This is a genomic window from Paenibacillus sacheonensis, assembly GCF_009909195.1.
Lineage (GTDB): Bacteria > Bacillota > Bacilli > Paenibacillales > Paenibacillaceae > Paenibacillus_Z > Paenibacillus_Z sacheonensis.
The window spans coordinates 150,132-170,062 of record NZ_JAAAMU010000013.1; the positions used below are offsets into that span (position 1 = coordinate 150,132).

The following is a 19,931-nucleotide window of genomic DNA, read 5'->3' on the forward strand; positions in this document are numbered from 1 at the left end:
ATTTGTAGGTTCGGGAGTGCGGGCTGACCGCGCTCCCTGCCTTATTTTAACGGCAGCCTTGCCGAAAGGAGCCTGCTTGCATGGCTGACTTCATGCAGTACCTGACGATGGGCATCGAGCATATCCTGACGGGATACGACCATCTGTTGTTTCTCTTCGGGCTGATTATCGCGCGCATGTCGAAAATGAGCATTTTGAAAGTATTGACCGCCTTCACGGCCGGGCACTGCGTGACGCTTGCCTTGTCCGCGCTCGAGATCGTCAGTCTGCCGCCCGGCATTATCGAGCCGCTGATCGCGCTCTCGATCGTCTATATAACCGTTGAAAACTTGTTCGTTCGCCGTCTGAACCACCGCTGGATCGTAACGTTCTTCTTCGGCTTGATCCATGGCTTCGGGTTTGCGGATATATTGCGCGGGACGTTGTCCGCCCACTTCGCGATTCCGTTGTTTTCGTTCAATCTGGGCGTCGAGGCGGGGCAGATTCTCGTGCTGGGTGCCGTGCTGCCGCTCATTTGGGCATACAAACAGACGAGGCTGGACGAGCGTCTTCTGCTTGCAGGGGGTTCGGGCATCGTGGCATGCTTCGGGTTATATTGGTTCATCGAACGCGTCACGCAGCAATTTTACTGATCGGCAGGAGGAGAACGTGCATGAAAATCGGGAAACTTGGGAAGTTGGCGGCTGTCTGCGCGCTTATGGCCGGATTATTAGGCGCATGGCCGCTCGGCGTCTCGGCTCACTTTGAACCGATCGGTTATTCCGATATCGCGGTGAACGGCAGCACGGTCGATTATGACCTCTATATGGATCCGTACCAGCTGCTGGAATTTATGGATCTGGATTTGAATTCGGACGGATACGTCGACGAATCCGAGGTCAGCCGACAAACGGAAACGCTGGAGGCGTTTATGAGTTCGGGAGTCCAAGTGTCCAGCGGGGGAGAGGCCGTGAAGCCGCTGATCGGAAAGATCGAAATGAAGGATCGCGGCTTGCTGCCGATGATCGTGGCGCATATGAGCTTTCGGTTCCCGGCGCCGGTTGAAGACCTAGGCATCGACTATGCCTTTTTCCAGAAGGAAGGCTTCGTGCATCATATCAATATGGCGCATATCGCCTTTCAAGGCGAAACCAAAGATATCAGCTTTACAAAGTCCGGCACGGCCTTCCGTTGGGATCGAACCGGCAAAGGCCGCTCGGTCAGGCATGTGTCGGCCCTATCGACCGGAACGATAATCAGATTCGGAATCTTGGCAGTTTCTTCGCTCTTGGCCGCATTGACGGCAGCGCTTTGGAAGCGCCGCAAATCCGCGAGGAATGCGGCATAAACAGGAGCTACGACACATCCGTGCATTGCTTCGCTGCGCCTTAATTACATGCACCAAACAAACAGCCGCCTTCGTCCGGATCGTTCCGGATAAAGCGGCTGTTTGTTGTGACGACGGCAACATACATTCCATGCGAGGCCGTTCGTCCGTCAATGGTTTTTCTTGCGAATCCGCTTGTGCCGGTGCTCCGCCCATTCCTTCGCCTGCGAAGTCGCGATCGAGATCGCGCGGCCCTCTTCGTAGCCGTCCTCGAGCAGCGCATTGGCAATGTCGACCGCTTTGTTGCGGACGGGCGCGAGGAAATTTTTGAGGGAATCCGGATAATCGTCATGCGTCCATGGCATTTGATTCGGCCTCCTTTGCAGCTTGTCCTTACTGTTCATTAGCCGATTCGGCCCGAGCCTAAACAGGGGCCGGCGTTCGGTCGGCTTGTACGGTCAGGCTGTGCTGCTTCGGCGCGACGCCGACGACCTTCTTGAACAGCCGCGAGAAATACGCCATCTCCGGTATGCCCACGCTCTTCCCGATCTGGCCGACCGTCATATCCGTCGTTGCGAGCAGGCGAAGGGCTTGTTCGATTCGGTATTTGATTAAGTACCGCTGGGGAGACAGGCCCGTGGCTTTGGTGAACTGCTTCGTGAAATAGGTCCGTTCCAGTCCGACGTAATCGGCGATGTTCTTGATGGAGATCGGATTCTGGTAATGCGTCTCCAGAAACTTCAGCGCCTTGCCGGTATAATCGGGGGCTTCGGTTCGACTATTGAAGGCCGGACTCGACGCCAGATGGGAGACTTCCAGCATCGCGAAGATCGTATACAGCGCGCCATGGATTCTGGAGGCGGGAAGATCGCGGCTGGGATAGGTTTGCAGCGTATCGATCATGAGGCTGATTTGATCCGGAATGCCGGAGCCGTCGCGTATGCCGCGGACCGGATCCTCCACGGAAACGCCGGCCCGCAGCAGCAGCTCCTTCGTCCGCCTGCCGCCGAACGCGAACCAGCAGAAGGTCCAGGGATCGCTCGGGTCCGTCTCGTAATAGGTAAGCTCGCCCGGGTAGATGGCGAATATTTCGCCTTTCTGCACCGGCTGCCTCCGTCCCCGGCACTCGAAGAAGCCTTTGCCTTTGATGACGTAATGGATCAAATGTTTATCTCGTATGAAAGGACCGCAGGTAAAAGAATCGACGACGGTCTCGATGCCGCAATAATAGAGATCCAAGTCGGAAATCTGCGATGGAATATGGAACCCTTCAATCTTCAACCGAATCGCCTCCTAGCTAGACACTAGCAAACAAACCACATCCGTGCAATAAAAACGCACAGCGATTCATAGCGCTTTCATCGGCGGCAGGCTTACAATGGGGGTAGTGCTTCGCCCTATCACTCAGGAAGAGAAGGTGTTTGGATGCCGAACCAATTAATCGCCGTCGCGCCGCGCAAAGCGGCTCTGCTGCCTTATGAAGACAATGAAACGATTCGTCCGGATCAAGTGAAGATCCGCGTGGAGTACGCTTCTCCGAAGCACGGGTCCGAGCTGGCCGACTTCCGCGGCCTAAGCCCGTTCGTGACGGATGTTTACGACGATGAATGGCATGCGTTCCTCCCGCGCGCCGAAGCTGCGGAACCGCAGGCGGTATTCGGCAAATGGAATCTCGGCAACCAGTATGTCGGCGTCATTACGGAGATCGGCTCCGAGGTGACGGACTTCGCGGTCGGCGAGCGCGTCTGCGGCTACTCGGGCATCCGGGAAACCGTCGTGACGGCGTCCCGGAATCTGCTGAAGATGCCGGAGAGCATGTCATGGAAAAGCGCGGTATGCTACGATCCGGCCCACTTCGCCTTGTCGGCCGTCCGCGATGCGAATGTTCGCCTCGGCGACCGCGTCGCCGTCTTCGGCCTCGGCGCCCTTGGCCAGCTCGCGGCTCAGATGGCGCGTCTTGCCGGCGCTTCCTATGTTGCGGTCATCGATCCGATCGAGAAGCGCCGCCAAGTGGCGATGCGCGCCGGAGCGGACGCCGGTTACGATCCGACGGTCGACGACGTGGGATTCCTGTTGAAGCAGGACACCGGGAAGCTGGGCGTCGACGTCATCATCGAGACAAGCGCGAATGAATTCGCGCTGCAGCAAGCGCTGCGCGGCCTCGCTTACGGCGGGACGATCGCGTTCATCGGTTGGGCGCGCGCGTTCAAGGGCGGCATGGACTGGGGACGCGAAGCGCATTTCAACAATGCGAAGATCGTATTCTCCCGGGCGTGCAGCGAGCCGAATCCGGATCATCCGCGCTGGGATTTCAAGCGGATCCGCGAAGCGTGCTGGGATCTCCTGGCGTCCGGCGCGATCGACTGCGAGGAGATTATCCATCCCGTGGTGCCGTTCGAGCAATCGGCCGAAGCCTATGAAACGTATGTGGATCAAAAACCGGAGGCCAGCATCAAGCTGGGCGTCTCCTTAACCGGAAAGGGGTGCACCGAATGATTTTTTCCGTATCGTTGGATGCCGTATTCAGCAAAACCAACCTGTCGTTCGAGGAACGCGTCGAGCGTTCGCGCGAGCTGGGCTATACATCGATCGAATTCTGGGGCTGGGGCGACAAGGATCTGGATCGGCTGGCGGAAGTGACGAAGCGCATTGGACTGCAGGTCGGCTCGTTCTGCACGAAATACGGCGAGCTGGTAGACCCGGCCAAGCGGGGATTATTCCTCGAAGGGCTGCAGGAAACCATCGCCGCGGCGAAGAAAGTCGATTGCGCCAGCTTGATCGTGACGGTCGGCAACGCGCTGGAGGGCGTATCGCGCGAAGCGCAGCATGACAGCATCGTCGAAGGACTGCGGGCCGCGGTGCCGTTATTGGAGGAAGCGGGCATTACGCTTGTCGTGGAGCCGCTGAATATGCTGGTCGACCATGCCGGCTACTACTTGGTGCGTTCGGACGAAGCCTTCGAGATCATCGACGAGGTAGGCAGCCCTTACGTGAAGGTGCTGTACGACGTCTATCACCAGCAAATTTCCGAAGGAAATCTGATTTCGACGATCCAGGCGAACATCGACCGCATCGGATATTTCCACATCGCCGATCATCCGGGACGCCATGAGATCGGCACGGGCGAGATCAATTACCGCAATGTGCTGGATGCGATCCGCGAAACGGGCTATGCCGGCCCGATCGGGCTGGAGTATTTCCCGCTGCAAGGCGTGGACGAAGGGCTGAAGGCGTTCCTGAAGGAATACGCGTAAGCACGCATCAAAGCAGGAACCCGCCCCCGGAAATTCCGGGAGCGGCTTCTTTGCGTTGTCCGCGATTCAGCCGCTTCGCGTTCGCGATCCGAATCTTCGGGCCTCCGAACACTCACGACTCCTCGGCTCAGCGATTTCCGCAAATCCTCGACTTCACGCCTCCACGGCTCCTTCGCTCCGCAGCGCAGCAACTTTCCAGCCGCAGGCAGAATAAGGTAAACTAAGAGCAGCAAAGGGGCGATGCCGGCATGAAAATCAAAGTGTTGATCGCAGACGATAATTCGTTCATCCGCGAAGGCATGCGGATTATTTTGAATACGTTCGGGGAATTCGAGGTGCTGGATGCCGTGGAAGACGGTCAGCAGGCCGTCGAGTACTGCCGGACGCATGACGTCGACGTGGCCCTCTTGGACGTGCGGATGCCGAACATGAACGGCGTGGAAGCGACGCGGTTGATTACGGAGCAGACGTCGACGAAGCCGCTCATTCTGACGACCTTCGACGACGACGAGTATATCCTGGAGGCGATTCGCTGCGGGGCGAAGGGGTATCTGCTGAAGAACAACGATCCCGAACGCATTCGCGATGCCATCAAGAGCGTCTACCACGGCAACAACGTGCTCCAGGATATCATTCTCGATAAGCTGAAGGGTTCGATCGGCGCGCAGCCGGCGAATGAAGCTTCGACAGCCCCGAAACCGACGGCTCGTGATGCTTCGGGGGCATCGGGGGCGGTTCCCGCACCGACGAGCCCGATCGACCTCAGTCCGTTCACGGAGCGGGAGACCGAGGTTATGGCGCTGATCGCGAAGGGATATTCGAACAAGGAGATTTCCAAGGAACTGTTCATCTCCGAAGGTACGACGGCCAACTATATCACGTCGATCTTGAACAAAACGGCGCTGGAGCACCGCACGCAGATCGCTATCTACTATCTGACGGGCAGAACCCGTTAACGCGCGAAGGAGGCTTGTCCGCGGTGGAACTATGGACTGTCGGCAACAAGACGATCGTATGGCTTTACGTCATCGCGTTGACGTATTTCTCGCATTCGGCCGCCAAACGGCTGCTCGTGCTGTACTTTCTGCTCTATCTGGCAATCAATTTAATTATTCATATCGCCAAGTCGGCGCAGCTGAAGCAGGGGCTGATCGCCCTGGTCATCGGTTATTTGATCCTCTGCGGAGCGTACGTGAAGCCGGAGTTGCTTCTGCTGCTCCCGTTCGCATTCTTCGAAATCGCGTCGTTCTACATTCGCGATCGCCGACTCGTGTTCGTCCTCGTGCTCGTGCCGATGCTGTTCCTGCCGACGTCGCTGCTCGTGCATTACGGCTTTATCGCCGTATTTGTTTATTTCAACTTCGTCATCGTCAAGCGTTACATGGAACGGGTTCATCTGCAGGAGGACGAGCTGGAGCGCGCACGCCGGCGCTTGCAGCTGCTCGGCAGGCAGCTGAACGACAATGCGGAGTACGCGCGGGCGAGCGAATACCTCGTCAAGCTGGAGGAGCGCAACCGGGTGGCGCAGGAAATTCACGACGGCATCGGACATGCCATTACCGGGGGCTTGATCCAGATGGAGGCGGCGCGCTTGACGCTTCGCCGGGACGCGGACGCCGCGGAGGCGCTGCTGAGCAACGCGATCGCCATATCGAAGGAGGGAATCGAGCAGATCCGCAGGACGCTGAAGGATTTGAAGCCGCCCGTGGAGCAGCTTGGCCTCGGCAGGCTGCGGACGGCGGTCGAGACGTTCGGCAGCCAGTCGGATCTGCTGACGACGGTCGTCCATGAAGGCGATATCGAGGCGATTACGCCGATCCAGTGGAAGATCATCCACGAGAACGTCATGGAGGCGCTCACGAACGCGGCCAAATACGCCCGTGCATCGGCCGTTCACGTGGAGATCCGGGTGCTGAACCGGTTCGTCAAGGCGGTCGTGGAAGATAACGGGCAAGGCGCGGACAAAATCGTCAAGGGCATGGGGCTGATCGGCATGGAAGAGCGGACGGCCGCCTTGAACGGGACCGTGACGGCGGACGGCGAGCGCGGCTTCGTCGTCACGACGCTCCTCCCGCGCAGCGGAAGAGAGTAAGGCCTGTTTCCTTGGCAGGGATACCGAATCAGCTTCGCCTATCCGGCTCCGGCAATCCGGCCAATCCGGCTCCGCAGAGCCAGCTTCGCCGATTCGTCCGAGGCGCGAAGCCAATGTCCGCCTACTAACGCTTCCGTCCAGCTTTGCCCAAGCCTGCCATGAGATTCCTCATGTCGGACGGGGCGCCGGCGGAGACCGGCATGCTATGCCGGCGGATAAACAGACGAATAGATGAGATTTCCCATGGGGAAGGGATGAACTTATGCACTGACATAAGGGCATCCCTTTTTTCTATAATGAGACTATCTTAAGAACGGGAAAGCGAGTGTGCGGATATGAACGTACTGGAAATACGCGGATTGACGAAGAAGTTCGGCGATGTCGTCGCGGTGGACAATATATCGCTGAAAGTCGGGCAGGGCGAGATCTTCGGGTTTTTGGGCGCGAACGGTGCCGGGAAGAGCACGACGATCAACATGATCTGTTCTCTGCTGCAGCCGACGGACGGGGACATTCGAATCATGGACCATGACATCAAGCTGCAGAGCCGTTTCGCCAAACAAAGTCTCGGCATCGTGCCGCAGGATCTGGCGATCTATGAAGATATGTCGGCCTACGAGAACGTCAGCTTCTTCGCCGGCCTGTACGGCATTCGAGGCGCGCTGCTGAAGCAGCGGACGCAGGAGGCGCTCGAGTTCGTCGGTCTAGGCGACAAAGCCAAGAGCTTCCCGAAGAACTTCTCCGGCGGGATGAAGCGTCGGCTCAACATCGCCTGCGCCATCGCGCATAAGCCGAAGCTGATCATCATGGATGAGCCGACCGTCGGCATCGATCCGCAGTCCCGCAATTATATATTGTCCTCGGTGCGGGAGCTCAACGAATCGGGCTGCACGATCATCTACACGAGCCATTACATGGAGGAAGTCGAAGAGATCTGTTCGCGCATCGCCATCGTGGATCACGGCAAGATCATCGCGGAGGGCACCAAGGAGCAGCTTACCGCAACCATTACGGATACGAAGGATATCGTCATCGAGCTGAAGAACGCGGCCGGCGCGGAGGGAGACCTGTTGAAGGGCCTTCCGGGCGTGCGCAAGGTCAGCCAAGAAGAGAACGTCATCCGCATCCATAGCGACGCCTCGGTCGATAACTTGAATCGGATCTTGAAGCAGCTCATGGCGGAGGACTTGGAGATTCGCAAGGTCGAAGAGCGGGAACCGAATTTGGAGACGGTGTTCTTGACGCTGACGGGACGGAATTTGAGAGATTAACCGCGCGGGAAGGAGGAGGTTTACGCATGATAGCTTGGCTGATAACGGTCAAAGAAGTGAAGCAGCATTTTCGCGATTACCGCACGCTGTTCTTCCTGCTCGCGTTTCCGATCGTGCTGATGCTGATCCTGGGCATTACGCTGACCAACGCGTTTACGAGCGAAGTGAAATTGGACGGCATCAGCGTGCTGGTCAACGATGCGAGCAGCGGCGAGCTGTCGCGGTCGTTCGCGGCGTTCGAAGGGGAATTAAGCCATTCGGGCATCGCGTTCGAGAAGCTGAAGCCGGGCATGGAAGGACGCGAAGAAATCGGCAGCGATCATTACACGGCCTACGTCCAATTGAGCGATACGGGCATGTCGCTGTACAGCAGCAGCAGCACGACGGTGGAGAGCATCATCGTCCAAGGCATGCTGAGCGCGTTTACGGACAAATACAACGCCGCGGCAGCCGTGGCGCAGGAGGCCGATTCGGCCGAGGTGCAGGCCGTCTTCGCGGGCAGCGGAGGCAACTACGTGAAAGACGAATCCGTCATCCCCGACCGGATGCCGGGCTCCATGGATTATTACGCGATGTCGATGACGGTGATGGTCGGGCTGTTCGGCGCGATGTCGGCAGGCGGGTTGATCAGCTCCGAACGCGTCCGGGGTACGGGAGTCAGACTGTTCGCGGCGCCGATCCGGCGAAGCGACATCTTCATCGGCAAAGTAATGGGCAATGTCGTGGCGAACACGCTTTGCATTCTGATCATCGTGGTTTTCAGCAAATGGGTGTTCAAAGCGTACTGGGGCGCTCATCTGGCAGCGGTCATCGCCGTCCTGATCTGCGAAGTGATCATGGCCACTTCCTTCGGCATAGCCGCGAATTCGTGGATCAAGAACGGCGGGGGCCGCGGACTGATCATGCTTGTCGTGCAGCTGTCCTCGTTCATCGGCGGGGCTTACTTCCCGGTCGCCGATTCCGGCATCATGGGAACGGTGGCTTGGCTGTCGCCGCTTCGATGGGCCAATCATGCGCTGCTCTCGATCATCTATAACGACGACGCGGCCGCCGCTTGGCCGGCAATGGGATTTTTTCTAGGCGCGGCGCTGCTGCTGCTCTTATCGACGGTAGATTTTCGGCGGAATAGGGAGGTCGTATAGCATGTGGCAGGAATTGAGGTTTCTCGTCGTATCGACGCTGCGGCGCACGTTCCGCAACCGGTCGAATCTGATCATTAATTTCGGTCTGCCGATCGTGGGCATTATCCTGGCGACCGTGATCTACGGTTCATCCGGGCAGCCGGATCTTCGGGTCGGCGTCGTCAACGGCGACGGCGGCGGCAGGATCGCGGCGGATACCGTTCATTTCATGGGGAATATGAATCACATGCAGCTGGTGGACGTAACGGAGAGCGAGCTCAGGGAACAACTTGCGGCGAGCAAGCTCGACGCAGGGCTTATCCTCTCGGCAGGCTACTCCGACAGCGTGATGGCAAGCAAACCGGACCATATCGCGCTGCAGACCGTCAAGGGCGCTTCGGGGACGGCATACTTCAAATCGATGCTGAACAGCTACGTCGACAACGTCAGCGCCATTGCGCGGCTGTCCGCCGGGGATTCCGCGAAGTTCGACCGCCTGTATAAGCGGTACGGCGAGTCGGATTTCAAGCTGACGACCTCGACGGTCAACGACTCCTCGAGCACGAAGCAAATGTCGACGCAGTCGATCGGGTTTCTGCTGATGTTCATGCTGACGTCCGCCGGCAGCTTGTCGGAGCTGATCTTGAAGAACCGGGAAAACCGGACCTACTTCCGGATTCTATCGTCTCCGATATCCGCCAGAGTCTACGTCCTCTCGAATATAGTCGTCAATCTCATCGTCATGATGGCTCAGATCGTCGTTGCTTTGTTCTTCATGCGCGCCGTCTTCCATCTGAGCGCCGGCGTCTCGTTCGGCTCGCTGGGATTGCTGCTCGCCGTCTACGCGCTGGTCTCGGTCAGTCTCTCGCTGGCGATCGTATCGTTCGCGAAGAGCTCGGGAGCGGCAAGCGCCATGCAGAATTTGGTCGTGACGCCCAGCTGCCTGATCGCGGGCTGTTTCTTCCCGATCTCGGTCATGCCGGAAACGATGCAGCGCATCGCCGATTTCCTGCCCCAGCGATGGGTGCTCGAGGCCATAGAGAAACTGCAGTCGGGCAGCGGCTTGCAGGATATCGGCTTGAACTTCTCGGTGCTGCTCGCGTTCGCGGCCGTCTTCTTCTTGATTGCCGTCTACAAATTCGGCCGCAGCAACGATACCCGGAATTTCGTGTAAGCAGAGGTGGATCAAAGGTTCGTTTCGAAGCAGGAGGCCGGCAAGCGAGATCTTGCCGGCCTCTTTTTGGCGCAATTTGAAAGCAATGTCCACAATGTACAGTCGAGCGCTCCCCGGCCGGGTACAAATGTTTACTTTATATTGTTTTCGGCCGAGAGGGCGGCATGGCACAATCGGAATGCAACGAAACCAATATCGCGAAGGAGGATGTAGTAATGAAATTGCATCGATTGATCATGGTTCTGCTAGCGGCCGCGGTCGTGGCCGGGGTGGGGCTGCCGTCGTTCGCCGGCCGCGCGTTCGCGGCGACGAACTATTACGTAAGCCCTGCGGGCAGCGATTCGACGGGCAGCGGCTCGGCAGGGAGTCCCTGGAAAACGATCGCGTACGCGGCGGCGCATGTTCCGGCCGGGGTTGGCAATACGATCGTGCTGTCGGCGGGAACGTTCACGGAAACGCAGCCGATCCAACTGCCGGTCGGCGTGAACGTGACCGGGGCCGGCGTCTCCCAGACGACCGTCTCGGCAGGATCGCTGCCCGCGGCCGGAGGGCGAACGGAGCTGTTCCTGCTCGTCTCGCCGTCGCACGCGAACGGCAGCCAAACGTTAAGCGGCTTTACGATCAACGGTCAGTCGAAAGCGCTGGAGGCGGGCATTCACGCGGAAGGCCGAGACAACGTGGTCATCCACGACGTGAACGTCACGAACACGAAGCACACGGCCATGCGGATCATCTCCGGCTGGACGGCGACCGACACGACCGCGCCATCCTTTTACGTTACGGGCATCCAGGTGTACAACAACGTATTGACCAACGTCGCCCAAGACCTGTCGGGCTGGACGTCGGGGGCCATCCTGATCGGCGGCGTCGACGGCGCGCTCGTCCACCATAACACGATCAACGAGAATGCCGGGTACGGCATCAAATTCGAGAACAGCGGCTGGTTCAAAGGGCTCAAGGTATACAACAACACGATCAATACGAACAGCTACGACACGCTATGGGGAGCGGACGCGTCCCTGGAATTCTGGAACATCTACGACAACAGCGAAATCTACAACAATACGCTGAACAACTGGGTCTCCCTAGTGAACCGGTTCGCGGGAACGGGCACGTCCTTGTCGTTCCACGATAACACGGAGATTAACGCGCGCGACGATAACCCGAACGCGGGCGTAGAGATGGCCGTCGGCAACGCGAAGATGTACAACAACTACATCGAGCAATCGCGCTGGGGGGTCGGCCTGTGGCAGGAGAAGTACGTCAGCAACAACGAGATTTACAATAACGTGTTCTACAACCGCGTGCTTCCGGCCGACGATTGGAATTCGGGCATCTACTTCGAGAATCTCAATGTTGGATACGCTTACAACAACAACAAGATCTACAATAACTATTTCAATAAATACGAGCAGGCGGTCTGGTACAAGGCGGTCGGCAATTCGCCGATCACGAACACGAAGTTCCAGAACAACATCGTGGAAGACATGGAGTACGCCCTCATCCTGACCGCGTCGGATACCAATTACCTGGTCGACACGACGATGACGTATAATGTCCTGAACAACGTGCCGGCCGTCCTGAGGGCGTTCGGATCGACCCCGGTCAATCTCGTGACGACGAACAATCTCACGGGCAGCCCCGGCTTGACCGGCTCCGGCGCGAAGCCGGATCCGTACTTCCGTCCTTCGTCGGCTTCGAGCCTCGTCGTGAATGCGGGCACGAACGTCGGATTGCCTTACAGCGGCACGGCGCCGGACATCGGCCGCTACGAATGGACGGGAAGCGGAGGCGGCGACACGACCTCTCCGACGGCTCCGTCCGGATTGGCTTCCCCGAGCAAGACGGATACCAGCGTCAACCTGACGTGGACCGCTTCGACGGACAACGTCGGCGTGGCCGGCTACGACGTCTTCCGGGGGACGACGAAGGTGAATGCTGCGTTGATCACGTCAACCAGCTATACCGTAACGGGCTTGTCGGCGAGCACCGCGTACTCGTTCACCGTCAAGGCGAAGGACGCGGCGGGCAATGAATCTGCCGCGAGCGGCGCATTATCGGTGACGACCAACGCCGCTTCCTCGTCGACCTTCGTGAAAGGGATCAACTTCAACGGCGGTGCGGCGACGATCAACGGCAACGCGTGGCTCGCGGAAAGCTCGGCAGGCTTGACGCTCAGCGCGGTGAGCCGGACGACGAGCGCGCTGACGCCGTCCCCGGCGGTCGACGGCGCGACAAGCGGCATGCTGAATTCGGCGATCTGGAACTCCGGCAATTTCTCGGTCGACCAGTCGCTGACGAACGGCACTTACCAAGTGTATCTGTGGGTCATCGAGAATTACGCAGCTAACTACCGTTCGTTCAACGTAAACCTGGAGGGCGCTTCGGCGACCTCGTCGCCGATCGGGTCGCTTGCGCTCGGCAGCTGGGTTCGTTACGGGCCTTACGCGGCAACGGTAGGCGACGGCGTCTTGGATATGGACGTCTTGAAAGTAACCGGCGACCCGCATCTGATGGGCATGGAAATTTGGTCGACGGGCGGCGGAGGCTCCGATACGACGGCGCCGACCGCGCCGACGGGGTTGGCGTCGCCTGGCAAGACGGACACGACGGTAAGTCTGTCGTGGACGGCCGCGACGGATAACGTCGGGGTCGCGGGCTACGACGTGTACTACGGCACGACCAAGGCGAACGCGTCGGCGATCGCCGGCACGTCTTACACCGTTACGGGACTGACGCCGAGCACGGCCTATTCGTTTACGGTGAAGGCAAAGGATGCCGCGGGCAACGTATCGGCCGCGAGCGGGGCGCTGTCCGCGACGACGAACGCGGCGTCGTCCGGCACGGCTTACGAAGCGGAAGCGGCGGCCAACCTGCTGACCGGAGGCGCATGGAAGGGAAGCTGCTCGACCTGCTCGGGCGGGTTCGCGGTGAAGAACGTCGGGAACAACGACGGCACGCTGCAAGTTAACGGCGTCTCGGCTCCGTCGACTGGAAGCTACACCTTGAAGGTGTACTACTTGAACGGGGATCCGGCCGCACGGACGAGTCTCATGAGCGTCAACGGCGGCGCTCCGGTTACGGTCACCTTCGCGCCGACGGGAAGCTGGACGACGGTCGGTTCCGTGAACGTGACCGTCGCCTTGAACGCGGGAAGCAATTCCGTCAAGTTCTATCACAATGCCGGTTCGTACGCGCCGGACTTCGATAAGCTCGAACGCTTATAGGACGCCGGTGCTTGGAACGGGGTGCAAAGGGAACTCGGGAGGCCTTCGGGCCTTCCGAGTTTCTTGCGTTTTACCTGAAGCCGCAGCCTCAGCTATGAAGTCCAGGGAAGCCTTCGGGCTTCCCTATTTTACGTCACCGGCCCTTCGCGAATCCGAATCGGACAGAAATGTTCACGTTTGGCAGTCGGCTTCAGGCGAAGGAGGATACCGACGTTCACATCGTACAGTAGTCCGCGCGCCTCCCTGCCGGCATAATGACGCTGAGCGGCATCGAAGTCCTATCCGAATGGAGGTTTCACCCGTGCAGCACGAAAGCATCGCAATTATTCATTGGGCGAAAAGAGAGCCCCTTGCATCACCTTTGGCAATGCCCCCGGCCGGTTACGCCGGCAAGCAGACGGCTGTGCCCGCTGCAATGCCCCCTGCCGACCCCTCGGCAGCGCAGTCGGCAGTGCCCATTGGGGAGTCCTCGCGCGGAACCGAGCATGCCGCCGCGATCTCCCGCGAATCGAACGAATGGCTGCTCGGCTGCGAGGGCGAACCGGCCGAATACGAAGGCATCGTCCGCGTGCCGCGCAGCGGAGCATTGAGGCTGCACTGGCGTTCGCCCAGACCGGTCCGGATCTGGTTCGACGGCCTGCCGGTCGTGGACGAGCCTCTTTATTGGCGATCGTTTCAACGCGAGATCCGCGGAGCGTTCGTCATACCGTGCCGGAAGGGCGAGTGGAGCATCCGGATCCGGACGGGCGAACGGCCGTCGTTTGCGCCCTACGCGGCTGCGAACTGTCCGTCGCGCAACCGGGAGAAGGTGCTTCGGGCGATCCGGGAGACGCGTCCGGACGTCATCCGGCTAGAGGGAATCGTCCTGCCGGACTGCGCCGCCCCGCCGTCGGTCGCCCTGCGCTTCGATCCGATCCAGCACCGGGAAGGCGGCATCGTCTATCAGCGCGTCGAAGCAAAGCCGCTGCCGGATCCGTTCGAGGACCCGAGCGGGGACTGCCGGACAACGGCGGAGCGGAGGACGCCGCCCCTGCATATCGCCTCAAGCAGAGTCCCGTACGAGACGGGTTTCGCGGAGGCAGGGGATTGCGCTCCCGGCTTGCGCGTCGCCTACGTTCCGGTCGCGGACGAGCTCGACCCGCTTCCCGCGCTGCGGGGGGAAGAGGAGGAAGCCCGCGCGGAGCCGCTGCTTGAAATCGTCCGCACCGACGATCTGCTGCTGCGGACGGAGCGTTCGGACATGCCGGTCCCCGTCGCCTTCCCCGTGTTCGAGTCGCTCGGGCGATTGGCGCCGGAGCAGGAGTACCGCCGGTTTACGTGGCCGACGAGGGATGAGCTTGCCGCCGCGGTACCGATTCCGGTCCTGCCGGATGAATGGGCGGCGCTCGCCGGACTTTACGATGAAGCATGGATCATGCTGCTCGGGTTGATCCGGGAGCCGCGCCCGGACAGCGGGCTGCCGAACGGCTACATTTCGACCGGGTCGAACTTTCCCCATAACCAGTTTCTGTGGGATACGGCGTTCACGGCGATTGCCGCCAAGTACGGCTTCCGTGCGCTGCCGGCGCATGCTTCCTTGGACGTCGTCTACGCGACCCAATTCGACGGCGGTTATATCCACCGGGAGCTGGACGTGCGCGATAAGCAGCCGGTGCTCTACGAGCCGGATTTCGGACCGAATCCGCCGATTCTGACGCTGGCGGAATGGAGCCTGGCGTCGCTGACGGGCGACCGCCTGCGCCTGAAGCGGACATATCCCGCCTTGAAGGCTTATCATCGCTGGATCGTCCGCAATCGTCGGCAGGCGAACGGCACGTATTGGACGACCGGCCTGGCCAACGGACTCGACAATTCGCCTTCCTACGGAAACGGCTATCCGTGCCTGACCGCGCAGATGATCCACGACGCGGAGCTGCTCGGCCGAATCGCGGGACTGCTCGGTTACGGCGAGGAAGCCGAAGCGTGGGAGCGGGAACGCGAGGAGACGGCCGCTGCGCTGAACGAACGTCTGTGGGATCCGGACGCGCGCATTTATTCCGCCTCTTTGGACGAGGGCGGACACAATCCGAATAAGATCGTCACCGCCTTCTGGCCGCTCCTGGCCGGCTCCGTTCCGCCGGAACGGGCAGAGGAACTCGAGAAGCATCTGACCGATCCGGCTTCCTTCTGGCGGCCGCATCCGATTCCGAGCACGGCGGCGGACTCCCCGTACTTCGACCCGGCGGGCGACTACTGGCGGGGCTCGGTGTGGGCGCCGACGAATTATGCGGCCATCCGGGGATTCCAGCGGTCCGGCAGGACGGAGCTTGCCAGGGAAACGGCGTTGAAGCATCTGAACGCCATCCTGGCCGTGCATCGCGGCACCGGCCGCTTCTGGGAGAATTACGGCAGCGAGGAGACAGCCAAGGGCAGCGCTTCGGCCCCGGATTACAGCTGGACGGCGCTGGGGCCGGTCGCGCTGCTGCTCGAGACGGTCATCGGACTAGAGCCCGACGCGCTGCACGGCTCGCTGCGCTGGAGCCCGCCGCTCCGCAGAGCCGTGGGCGTGAAGCGTTACCCGCTCGGCTCCGCGACGATCGACGCGGAGCTGAAGGAAGAGCAGGACGGCTGGCATGCGCACGTGAGGACCGACAAGCCGTTCCTGCTGAGCCTGACGCTCGGCGGCGATACGCGCGAATTCCGGTGCCGCGCCGGACATCAGCGGTGGGCAATCGCCATGCCGGATGGCCCCTGCTGAATGCGAAGGGTCACGAGAGGGAGCAATGTTCATTTTATACAGTCCGCCGGGCCCGTAATGTTCAGTTCGTACAGTATCCCGAACCCGGATTCCCGCCGCATAATGGGCATCAGTACCCGTAAGCGTTCCGACTCGAAATCGGGGAATCCAATCTTGCAGCTTTGCATACGAAATCGAGGTGACCGCATATGAAAAGAGCTTTTCCCTTCCTTCGGGGCAAGAACGGAGAATTGAGCCTGCTGTTCCTGCCGGGCTTCCTGTTCTTCCTCGTGATGTCGTACGTGCCGATGGTGGGCATCGTCATCGCGTTCAAGGATTACAATCTGCGCAAAGGCATTTTCGGCAGCGAATGGGTCGGCTTCGACAACCTGAAGTTTTTCTTCATTAGCGACACGGCCTGGCGGGTGACGAGAAACACGATCCTTTACAGCCTCGGCTACATTTTCGTGACGCTGATCGTCTCCTTGGCCCTGGCCATCCTGCTTAACGAGCTGACCAAGAGATGGATCAAGGTCCATCAGACGATTATGTTCCTGCCGTATTTCCTGTCATGGGTACTCGTGTCGTATATCACGAACGCGTTCCTCGACCACCAGAACGGCTTCCTGAACGCGGTGCTGGCCGGCTTTGGCCTGGAGAAGATCGAATGGTATTTCGGCGCGCAATACTGGCCGTTCATCCTGAATATCGTTCATCTCTGGAAAGCGGTCGGCTTCAGCGTCCTGCTCTACTATGCCGGCATCATGGGCATCGATCAAAGTTATTACGAGGCGGCCAGAATCGACGGGGCGAACAAGGCGCAGATGGCGAGGAGCATCACGATTCCGCTGCTGACGCCGCTGATTACGATTCTGCTCATTCTATCGATCGGGGGCATGTTCCGGGGAGACTTCGGTTTGCATTATTTCATCCCGAACAACACCGGACTCATCTATTCGTCGACGGACATCATCGACACGTACGTGTTCCGGGCACTCCGGACGCTCGGCGATATCTCGATGTCGGCGGCGGTCGGCTTGTTCCAATCGATCGTCGGTCTCGTGCTCGTGCTGCTTTCCAATCTGCTTGTACGCAAAATCAACGACGAGAATTCGCTCTGGTAAAGGAGGCTTACGCATGTCAACCGCAAACGCGGCCGCCGCTCCGGCGGCCGACTTCCAGACCGGGCGTCCCAAAGCGCTGGAAACCCATCCGTTCTATCGCCGTCTCATCAATGCCCTGTTCAGCGTCCTATCGCTATGCATTTTCGTTCCGTTCCTGCTCGTTGTCGTCTCATCCTTCTCTTCGGAGGACTCCATTCTGAAGCATGGCTATCAGTTCTTGCCGGAGCGGTGGTCCCTTGCTGCCTACCGGCTCGTGTTCCAGTCGCCCGCAATCCTGATGAAGGCCTACGGGGTTACGGTTTACGTCACCGTCGTCGGCACGGCGGCCGGGCTGCTCCTGACCGCGATGACGGGCTGGGTGCTGTCGAGAAGGGATTACAAGTATAACCGCCAAGCGACGTTCTACGTCTTCTTCACGATGCTGTTCGGCGGCGGACTCGTGCCGTTCTATATTCTGATGACGCAATACCTGCATCTGAAAGACAACCTGCTGGCGATCATTATCCCCGGCCTGCTCAGTCCGTTCCACATCATGATCATGAAGGGGTTTCTCGCGAAAATGCCGTTCGAGATGATCGAATCCGCGAAGGTGGACGGCTCGAGCGAAATGCGCATTTTCTTCACGATGGTCCTGCCGTTATCGACGCCGGCGCTCGCCACGCTCGGCCTCACGATCGCTTTCAACTATTGGAATGAATGGTTCAATGCGATGCTGTTCATCGACAAGCCGAATCTCGTGACGCTTCAGCTGCTGCTCGTCCGAATGCTCAATACGATCGAATACTTGACCGCCAACACGGAATTCGTCAAGCAGCTGAATATCGACGTGTCCCATCTTCCGAAATACAGCGTGCGCATGGCGATGGCGATCATGGCTGCGGGACCGATGCTCTGCATTTTCCCTTTCTTCCAGCGGTATTTCGTTGCCGGCCTGACGCTCGGCTCGCTCAAAGGCTGACATTGGCCGCCCATGCAGGAACTCACGGCGGAGAACAAGGACGGAGAAGAATTTATCCTTGTCCTCCACGGCCGTTTTCCAACATAATAGAATAGACCAGGGAGGTTGTTCGGCAATGAAAAGAAAGAGTTTGTGGTTAGCCGCGGTCATGGTATTCGTATTGGTGCTGAGCGCTTGCGGCAGCAACGGCAGCGATGGCAATAACGGCGGCAGCGCGGGCAAAGGCGGCAACGCAGCGGCGCAGCCGGAAGCGAACGATACGGCCAACTCGAGCGCGAATACGCCTGAGGATACGGCGCCGGCGCTCGAACCCGTCAAGCTGAAATGGTACTACGTGCAATTCGGCATCCCGCAGGATCAGCAAGCCGTCTCCGACGCGTTCAACGCGATGACGCAGAAGCTGATCAACACGACGGTTGAGCTCGTCCCGATCGACGGCGGCGATTACGAGAACAAGCTGAACACGCTCGTCGCGGCCAACGACGACTTCGATCTCGTCTGGACGTCCAGCTGGCTGTTCAAATACGTGGACAACGTCAACAAAGGCGCATTCATGGAAATCACGGACGAGATGCTGGACAAATACGCGCCGACGATCAAAAGCAGCTTCTCCGACGTGGCGTGGAACGACGTGAAGGTCAAAGACAAATTGTATGCGATTCCAAACTTCCAGACGTTTACGAAGACGCCGGGCTTCGTCATTCAGAAGCGGTTCGTGGAGAAATACAACTTCGACGTCAGCAAGGTGAAGACGTACGCGGATCTCGAACCGCTGCTCGAGCAGATCAAGAAAAACGAGCCGGGCGTCGTTCCGTTCGCCATAAACAAGGACCAAACGATGCTGAACGAAGCCTATGGCTTGCAATGGCTGGGCGGCGTCCACTATCGTCTCAGCGATCCGTTCACCGTCATCGACCCGCTTCAGACCGAGGAATACAAGACCCATGTCAACCTGATGCGCAGCTGGCATGACAAAGGCTACATCAACGAAGACGCTGCGACGGTTACGGACCTGAAGCCCCTGCTTGCATCCGGCAATGTGGCGGTAACGCAGGACTTCACGCTGGCGCCGGGCAGCGAAGCGGGACGGAAAGCCGACTTCGGCGGCAACGACGTCGTATACGTGCCGATTGCCGAGCCGACGTTCACGGGCGTCACGCCGACGATGAACGCGATCAATTACAATTCGAAGCACGCCGACCGCGCGCTGATGCTGCTCGAGCTGCTGAATACGAATTCGGATTTGTTCAATTTGCTGACGTTCGGCATCGAAGGCAAGCATTACAATAAAGTCGGCGACAACACGATCAAGATCATCGACAAAGGCGGCTACGCCAACAATTCCGGCTGGATCTTCGGCAACGTAACGAAAGGTTATCTGTTGGAAGGCCAACCGGCCGACACGTGGGAGCGCGTCAAGAAGCTGAACGACGAAGCGACCGTTCCGGCCATAAGCGGATTCAACTTCAACGGCGAGGACACGAAGGCGGAAGGCGCCAACATGGACGCGCTGAGCAAGGAGTACGGTCCGGGATTGGAGACGGGCACGATCGACCCGGCCAAATATTTGCCTATGGTCATCGAGAAGATGAAGAAGGTCGGATCGGATACGGTTCTCAAAGCGAAGCAGAAGCAGCTCGACGAATGGGCGGCAGCGAACGGCAAGAAATAAAATTTAGCGCGCAAGG

15 protein-coding genes and 1 pseudogene are annotated in these 19,931 nt (G+C 59.2%); 14 read left to right on the plus strand and 2 right to left on the minus strand.

Features of this window, described 5'->3' with window-relative positions; all coding sequences use genetic code 11:
- Positions 1-80: 80 nt before the first annotated feature.
- Positions 81-632 (plus strand): HupE/UreJ family protein, encoded by a 552-nt coding sequence (locus GT003_RS22325; protein ID WP_161702011.1) that lies wholly within the window; start codon positions 81-83, stop codon positions 630-632.
- A gap of 20 nt (positions 633-652) precedes the next feature.
- Complete coding sequence (locus tag GT003_RS22330; RefSeq protein WP_161702013.1) at positions 653-1,327, plus strand: hypothetical protein; 675 nt, start codon at positions 653-655, stop codon at positions 1,325-1,327.
- Between the two features lie 182 nt (positions 1,328-1,509).
- Here GT003_RS22330 and GT003_RS22335 read toward each other — a convergent pair.
- Positions 1,510-1,671, minus strand: a pseudogene (locus GT003_RS22335) (DUF2188 domain-containing protein); the annotation flags it as partial.
- A 58-nt stretch (positions 1,672-1,729) separates the two neighbouring features.
- Positions 1,730-2,587 carry an AraC family transcriptional regulator gene (locus tag GT003_RS22340; RefSeq protein WP_161702017.1) on the minus strand — a complete coding sequence of 286 codons (858 nt, stop codon included), beginning with the start codon at positions 2,585-2,587 and terminating at the stop codon, positions 1,730-1,732.
- A 144-nt stretch (positions 2,588-2,731) separates the two neighbouring features.
- On the opposite strand from GT003_RS22340, the gene GT003_RS22345 reads away from it, so the two are divergent.
- The 12 genes from GT003_RS22345 to GT003_RS22400 all read left to right on the plus strand — a co-directional run bounded on the left by GT003_RS22345 (position 2,732) and on the right by GT003_RS22400 (position 19,915).
- Positions 2,732-3,802 carry a zinc-dependent alcohol dehydrogenase gene (locus tag GT003_RS22345; RefSeq protein ID WP_161702019.1) on the plus strand — a complete coding sequence of 357 codons (1,071 nt, stop codon included), beginning with the start codon at positions 2,732-2,734 and terminating at the stop codon, positions 3,800-3,802.
- Positions 3,799-4,560, plus strand: a complete 762-nt coding sequence (locus GT003_RS22350; RefSeq protein WP_161702021.1) for a hydroxypyruvate isomerase family protein — start codon at positions 3,799-3,801, stop codon at positions 4,558-4,560. Before GT003_RS22345 ends, GT003_RS22350 begins: the two co-directional genes overlap by 4 nt.
- Before the next feature lie 248 nt (positions 4,561-4,808).
- Positions 4,809-5,516, plus strand: a complete 708-nt coding sequence (locus GT003_RS22355; RefSeq protein ID WP_161702023.1) for a response regulator transcription factor — start codon at positions 4,809-4,811, stop codon at positions 5,514-5,516.
- 23 nt (positions 5,517-5,539) lie between these two features.
- Entirely contained in the window at positions 5,540-6,652 is a 1,113-nt protein-coding gene (locus GT003_RS33050) for a histidine kinase (protein WP_161702025.1), read from the plus strand.
- A 335-nt stretch (positions 6,653-6,987) separates the two neighbouring features.
- The gene (locus GT003_RS22365) at positions 6,988-7,923 is read left to right on the plus strand and encodes an ABC transporter ATP-binding protein (RefSeq protein WP_161702027.1); all 936 of its coding nucleotides are present in this window, start codon (positions 6,988-6,990) and stop codon (positions 7,921-7,923) included.
- Between the two features lie 26 nt (positions 7,924-7,949).
- Entirely contained in the window at positions 7,950-9,065 is a 1,116-nt protein-coding gene (locus GT003_RS22370; RefSeq protein ID WP_161702029.1) for an ABC transporter permease, read from the plus strand.
- A gap of 1 nt (position 9,066) precedes the next feature.
- Positions 9,067-10,218, plus strand: coding sequence for an ABC transporter permease (locus GT003_RS22375; protein WP_161702031.1), 1,152 nt, complete (start codon positions 9,067-9,069; stop codon positions 10,216-10,218).
- A 215-nt stretch (positions 10,219-10,433) separates the two neighbouring features.
- Complete coding sequence (locus GT003_RS32585) at positions 10,434-13,445, plus strand: fibronectin type III domain-containing protein (RefSeq protein ID WP_239566163.1); 3,012 nt, start codon at positions 10,434-10,436, stop codon at positions 13,443-13,445.
- A gap of 451 nt (positions 13,446-13,896) precedes the next feature.
- A complete protein-coding gene (locus GT003_RS33055) occupies positions 13,897-16,182 on the plus strand; it encodes an MGH1-like glycoside hydrolase domain-containing protein (RefSeq protein WP_161702033.1) in 2,286 nt (761 codons plus the stop codon).
- 188 nt (positions 16,183-16,370) lie between these two features.
- Positions 16,371-17,285 (plus strand): ABC transporter permease subunit, encoded by a 915-nt coding sequence (locus tag GT003_RS22390; RefSeq protein ID WP_161702035.1) that lies wholly within the window; start codon positions 16,371-16,373, stop codon positions 17,283-17,285.
- Positions 17,286-17,298: 13 nt separating this feature from the next.
- Positions 17,299-18,243 (plus strand): carbohydrate ABC transporter permease, encoded by a 945-nt coding sequence (locus tag GT003_RS22395; protein WP_239566162.1) that lies wholly within the window; start codon positions 17,299-17,301, stop codon positions 18,241-18,243.
- A gap of 115 nt (positions 18,244-18,358) precedes the next feature.
- A complete protein-coding gene (locus GT003_RS22400) occupies positions 18,359-19,915 on the plus strand; it encodes an ABC transporter substrate-binding protein (protein WP_161702037.1) in 1,557 nt (518 codons plus the stop codon).
- The last annotated feature ends 16 nt before the right edge of the window (positions 19,916-19,931 follow it).

What these genes read in the sequence shown, in the direction of transcription:
- GT003_RS22325 (WP_161702011.1), top strand. Translation starts at nt 81, where the DNA reads ATGGCTGACTTCATGCAGTACCTGACGATGGGCATCGAGCATATCCTG.
- GT003_RS22330 (WP_161702013.1), top strand. Translation starts at nt 653, where the DNA reads ATGAAAATCGGGAAACTTGGGAAGTTGGCGGCTGTCTGCGCGCTTATG.
- GT003_RS22345 (WP_161702019.1), top strand. Translation starts at nt 2,732, where the DNA reads ATGCCGAACCAATTAATCGCCGTCGCGCCGCGCAAAGCGGCTCTGCTG.
- GT003_RS22350 (WP_161702021.1), top strand. Translation starts at nt 3,799, where the DNA reads ATGATTTTTTCCGTATCGTTGGATGCCGTATTCAGCAAAACCAACCTG.
- GT003_RS22355 (WP_161702023.1), top strand. Translation starts at nt 4,809, where the DNA reads ATGAAAATCAAAGTGTTGATCGCAGACGATAATTCGTTCATCCGCGAA.
- GT003_RS22365 (WP_161702027.1), top strand. Translation starts at nt 6,988, where the DNA reads ATGAACGTACTGGAAATACGCGGATTGACGAAGAAGTTCGGCGATGTC.
- GT003_RS22370 (WP_161702029.1), top strand. Translation starts at nt 7,950, where the DNA reads ATGATAGCTTGGCTGATAACGGTCAAAGAAGTGAAGCAGCATTTTCGC.
- GT003_RS22375 (WP_161702031.1), top strand. Translation starts at nt 9,067, where the DNA reads ATGTGGCAGGAATTGAGGTTTCTCGTCGTATCGACGCTGCGGCGCACG.
- GT003_RS32585 (WP_239566163.1), top strand. Translation starts at nt 10,434, where the DNA reads ATGAAATTGCATCGATTGATCATGGTTCTGCTAGCGGCCGCGGTCGTG.
- GT003_RS22390 (WP_161702035.1), top strand. Translation starts at nt 16,371, where the DNA reads ATGAAAAGAGCTTTTCCCTTCCTTCGGGGCAAGAACGGAGAATTGAGC.
- GT003_RS22395 (WP_239566162.1), top strand. Translation starts at nt 17,299, where the DNA reads ATGTCAACCGCAAACGCGGCCGCCGCTCCGGCGGCCGACTTCCAGACC.
- GT003_RS22400 (WP_161702037.1), top strand. Translation starts at nt 18,359, where the DNA reads ATGAAAAGAAAGAGTTTGTGGTTAGCCGCGGTCATGGTATTCGTATTG.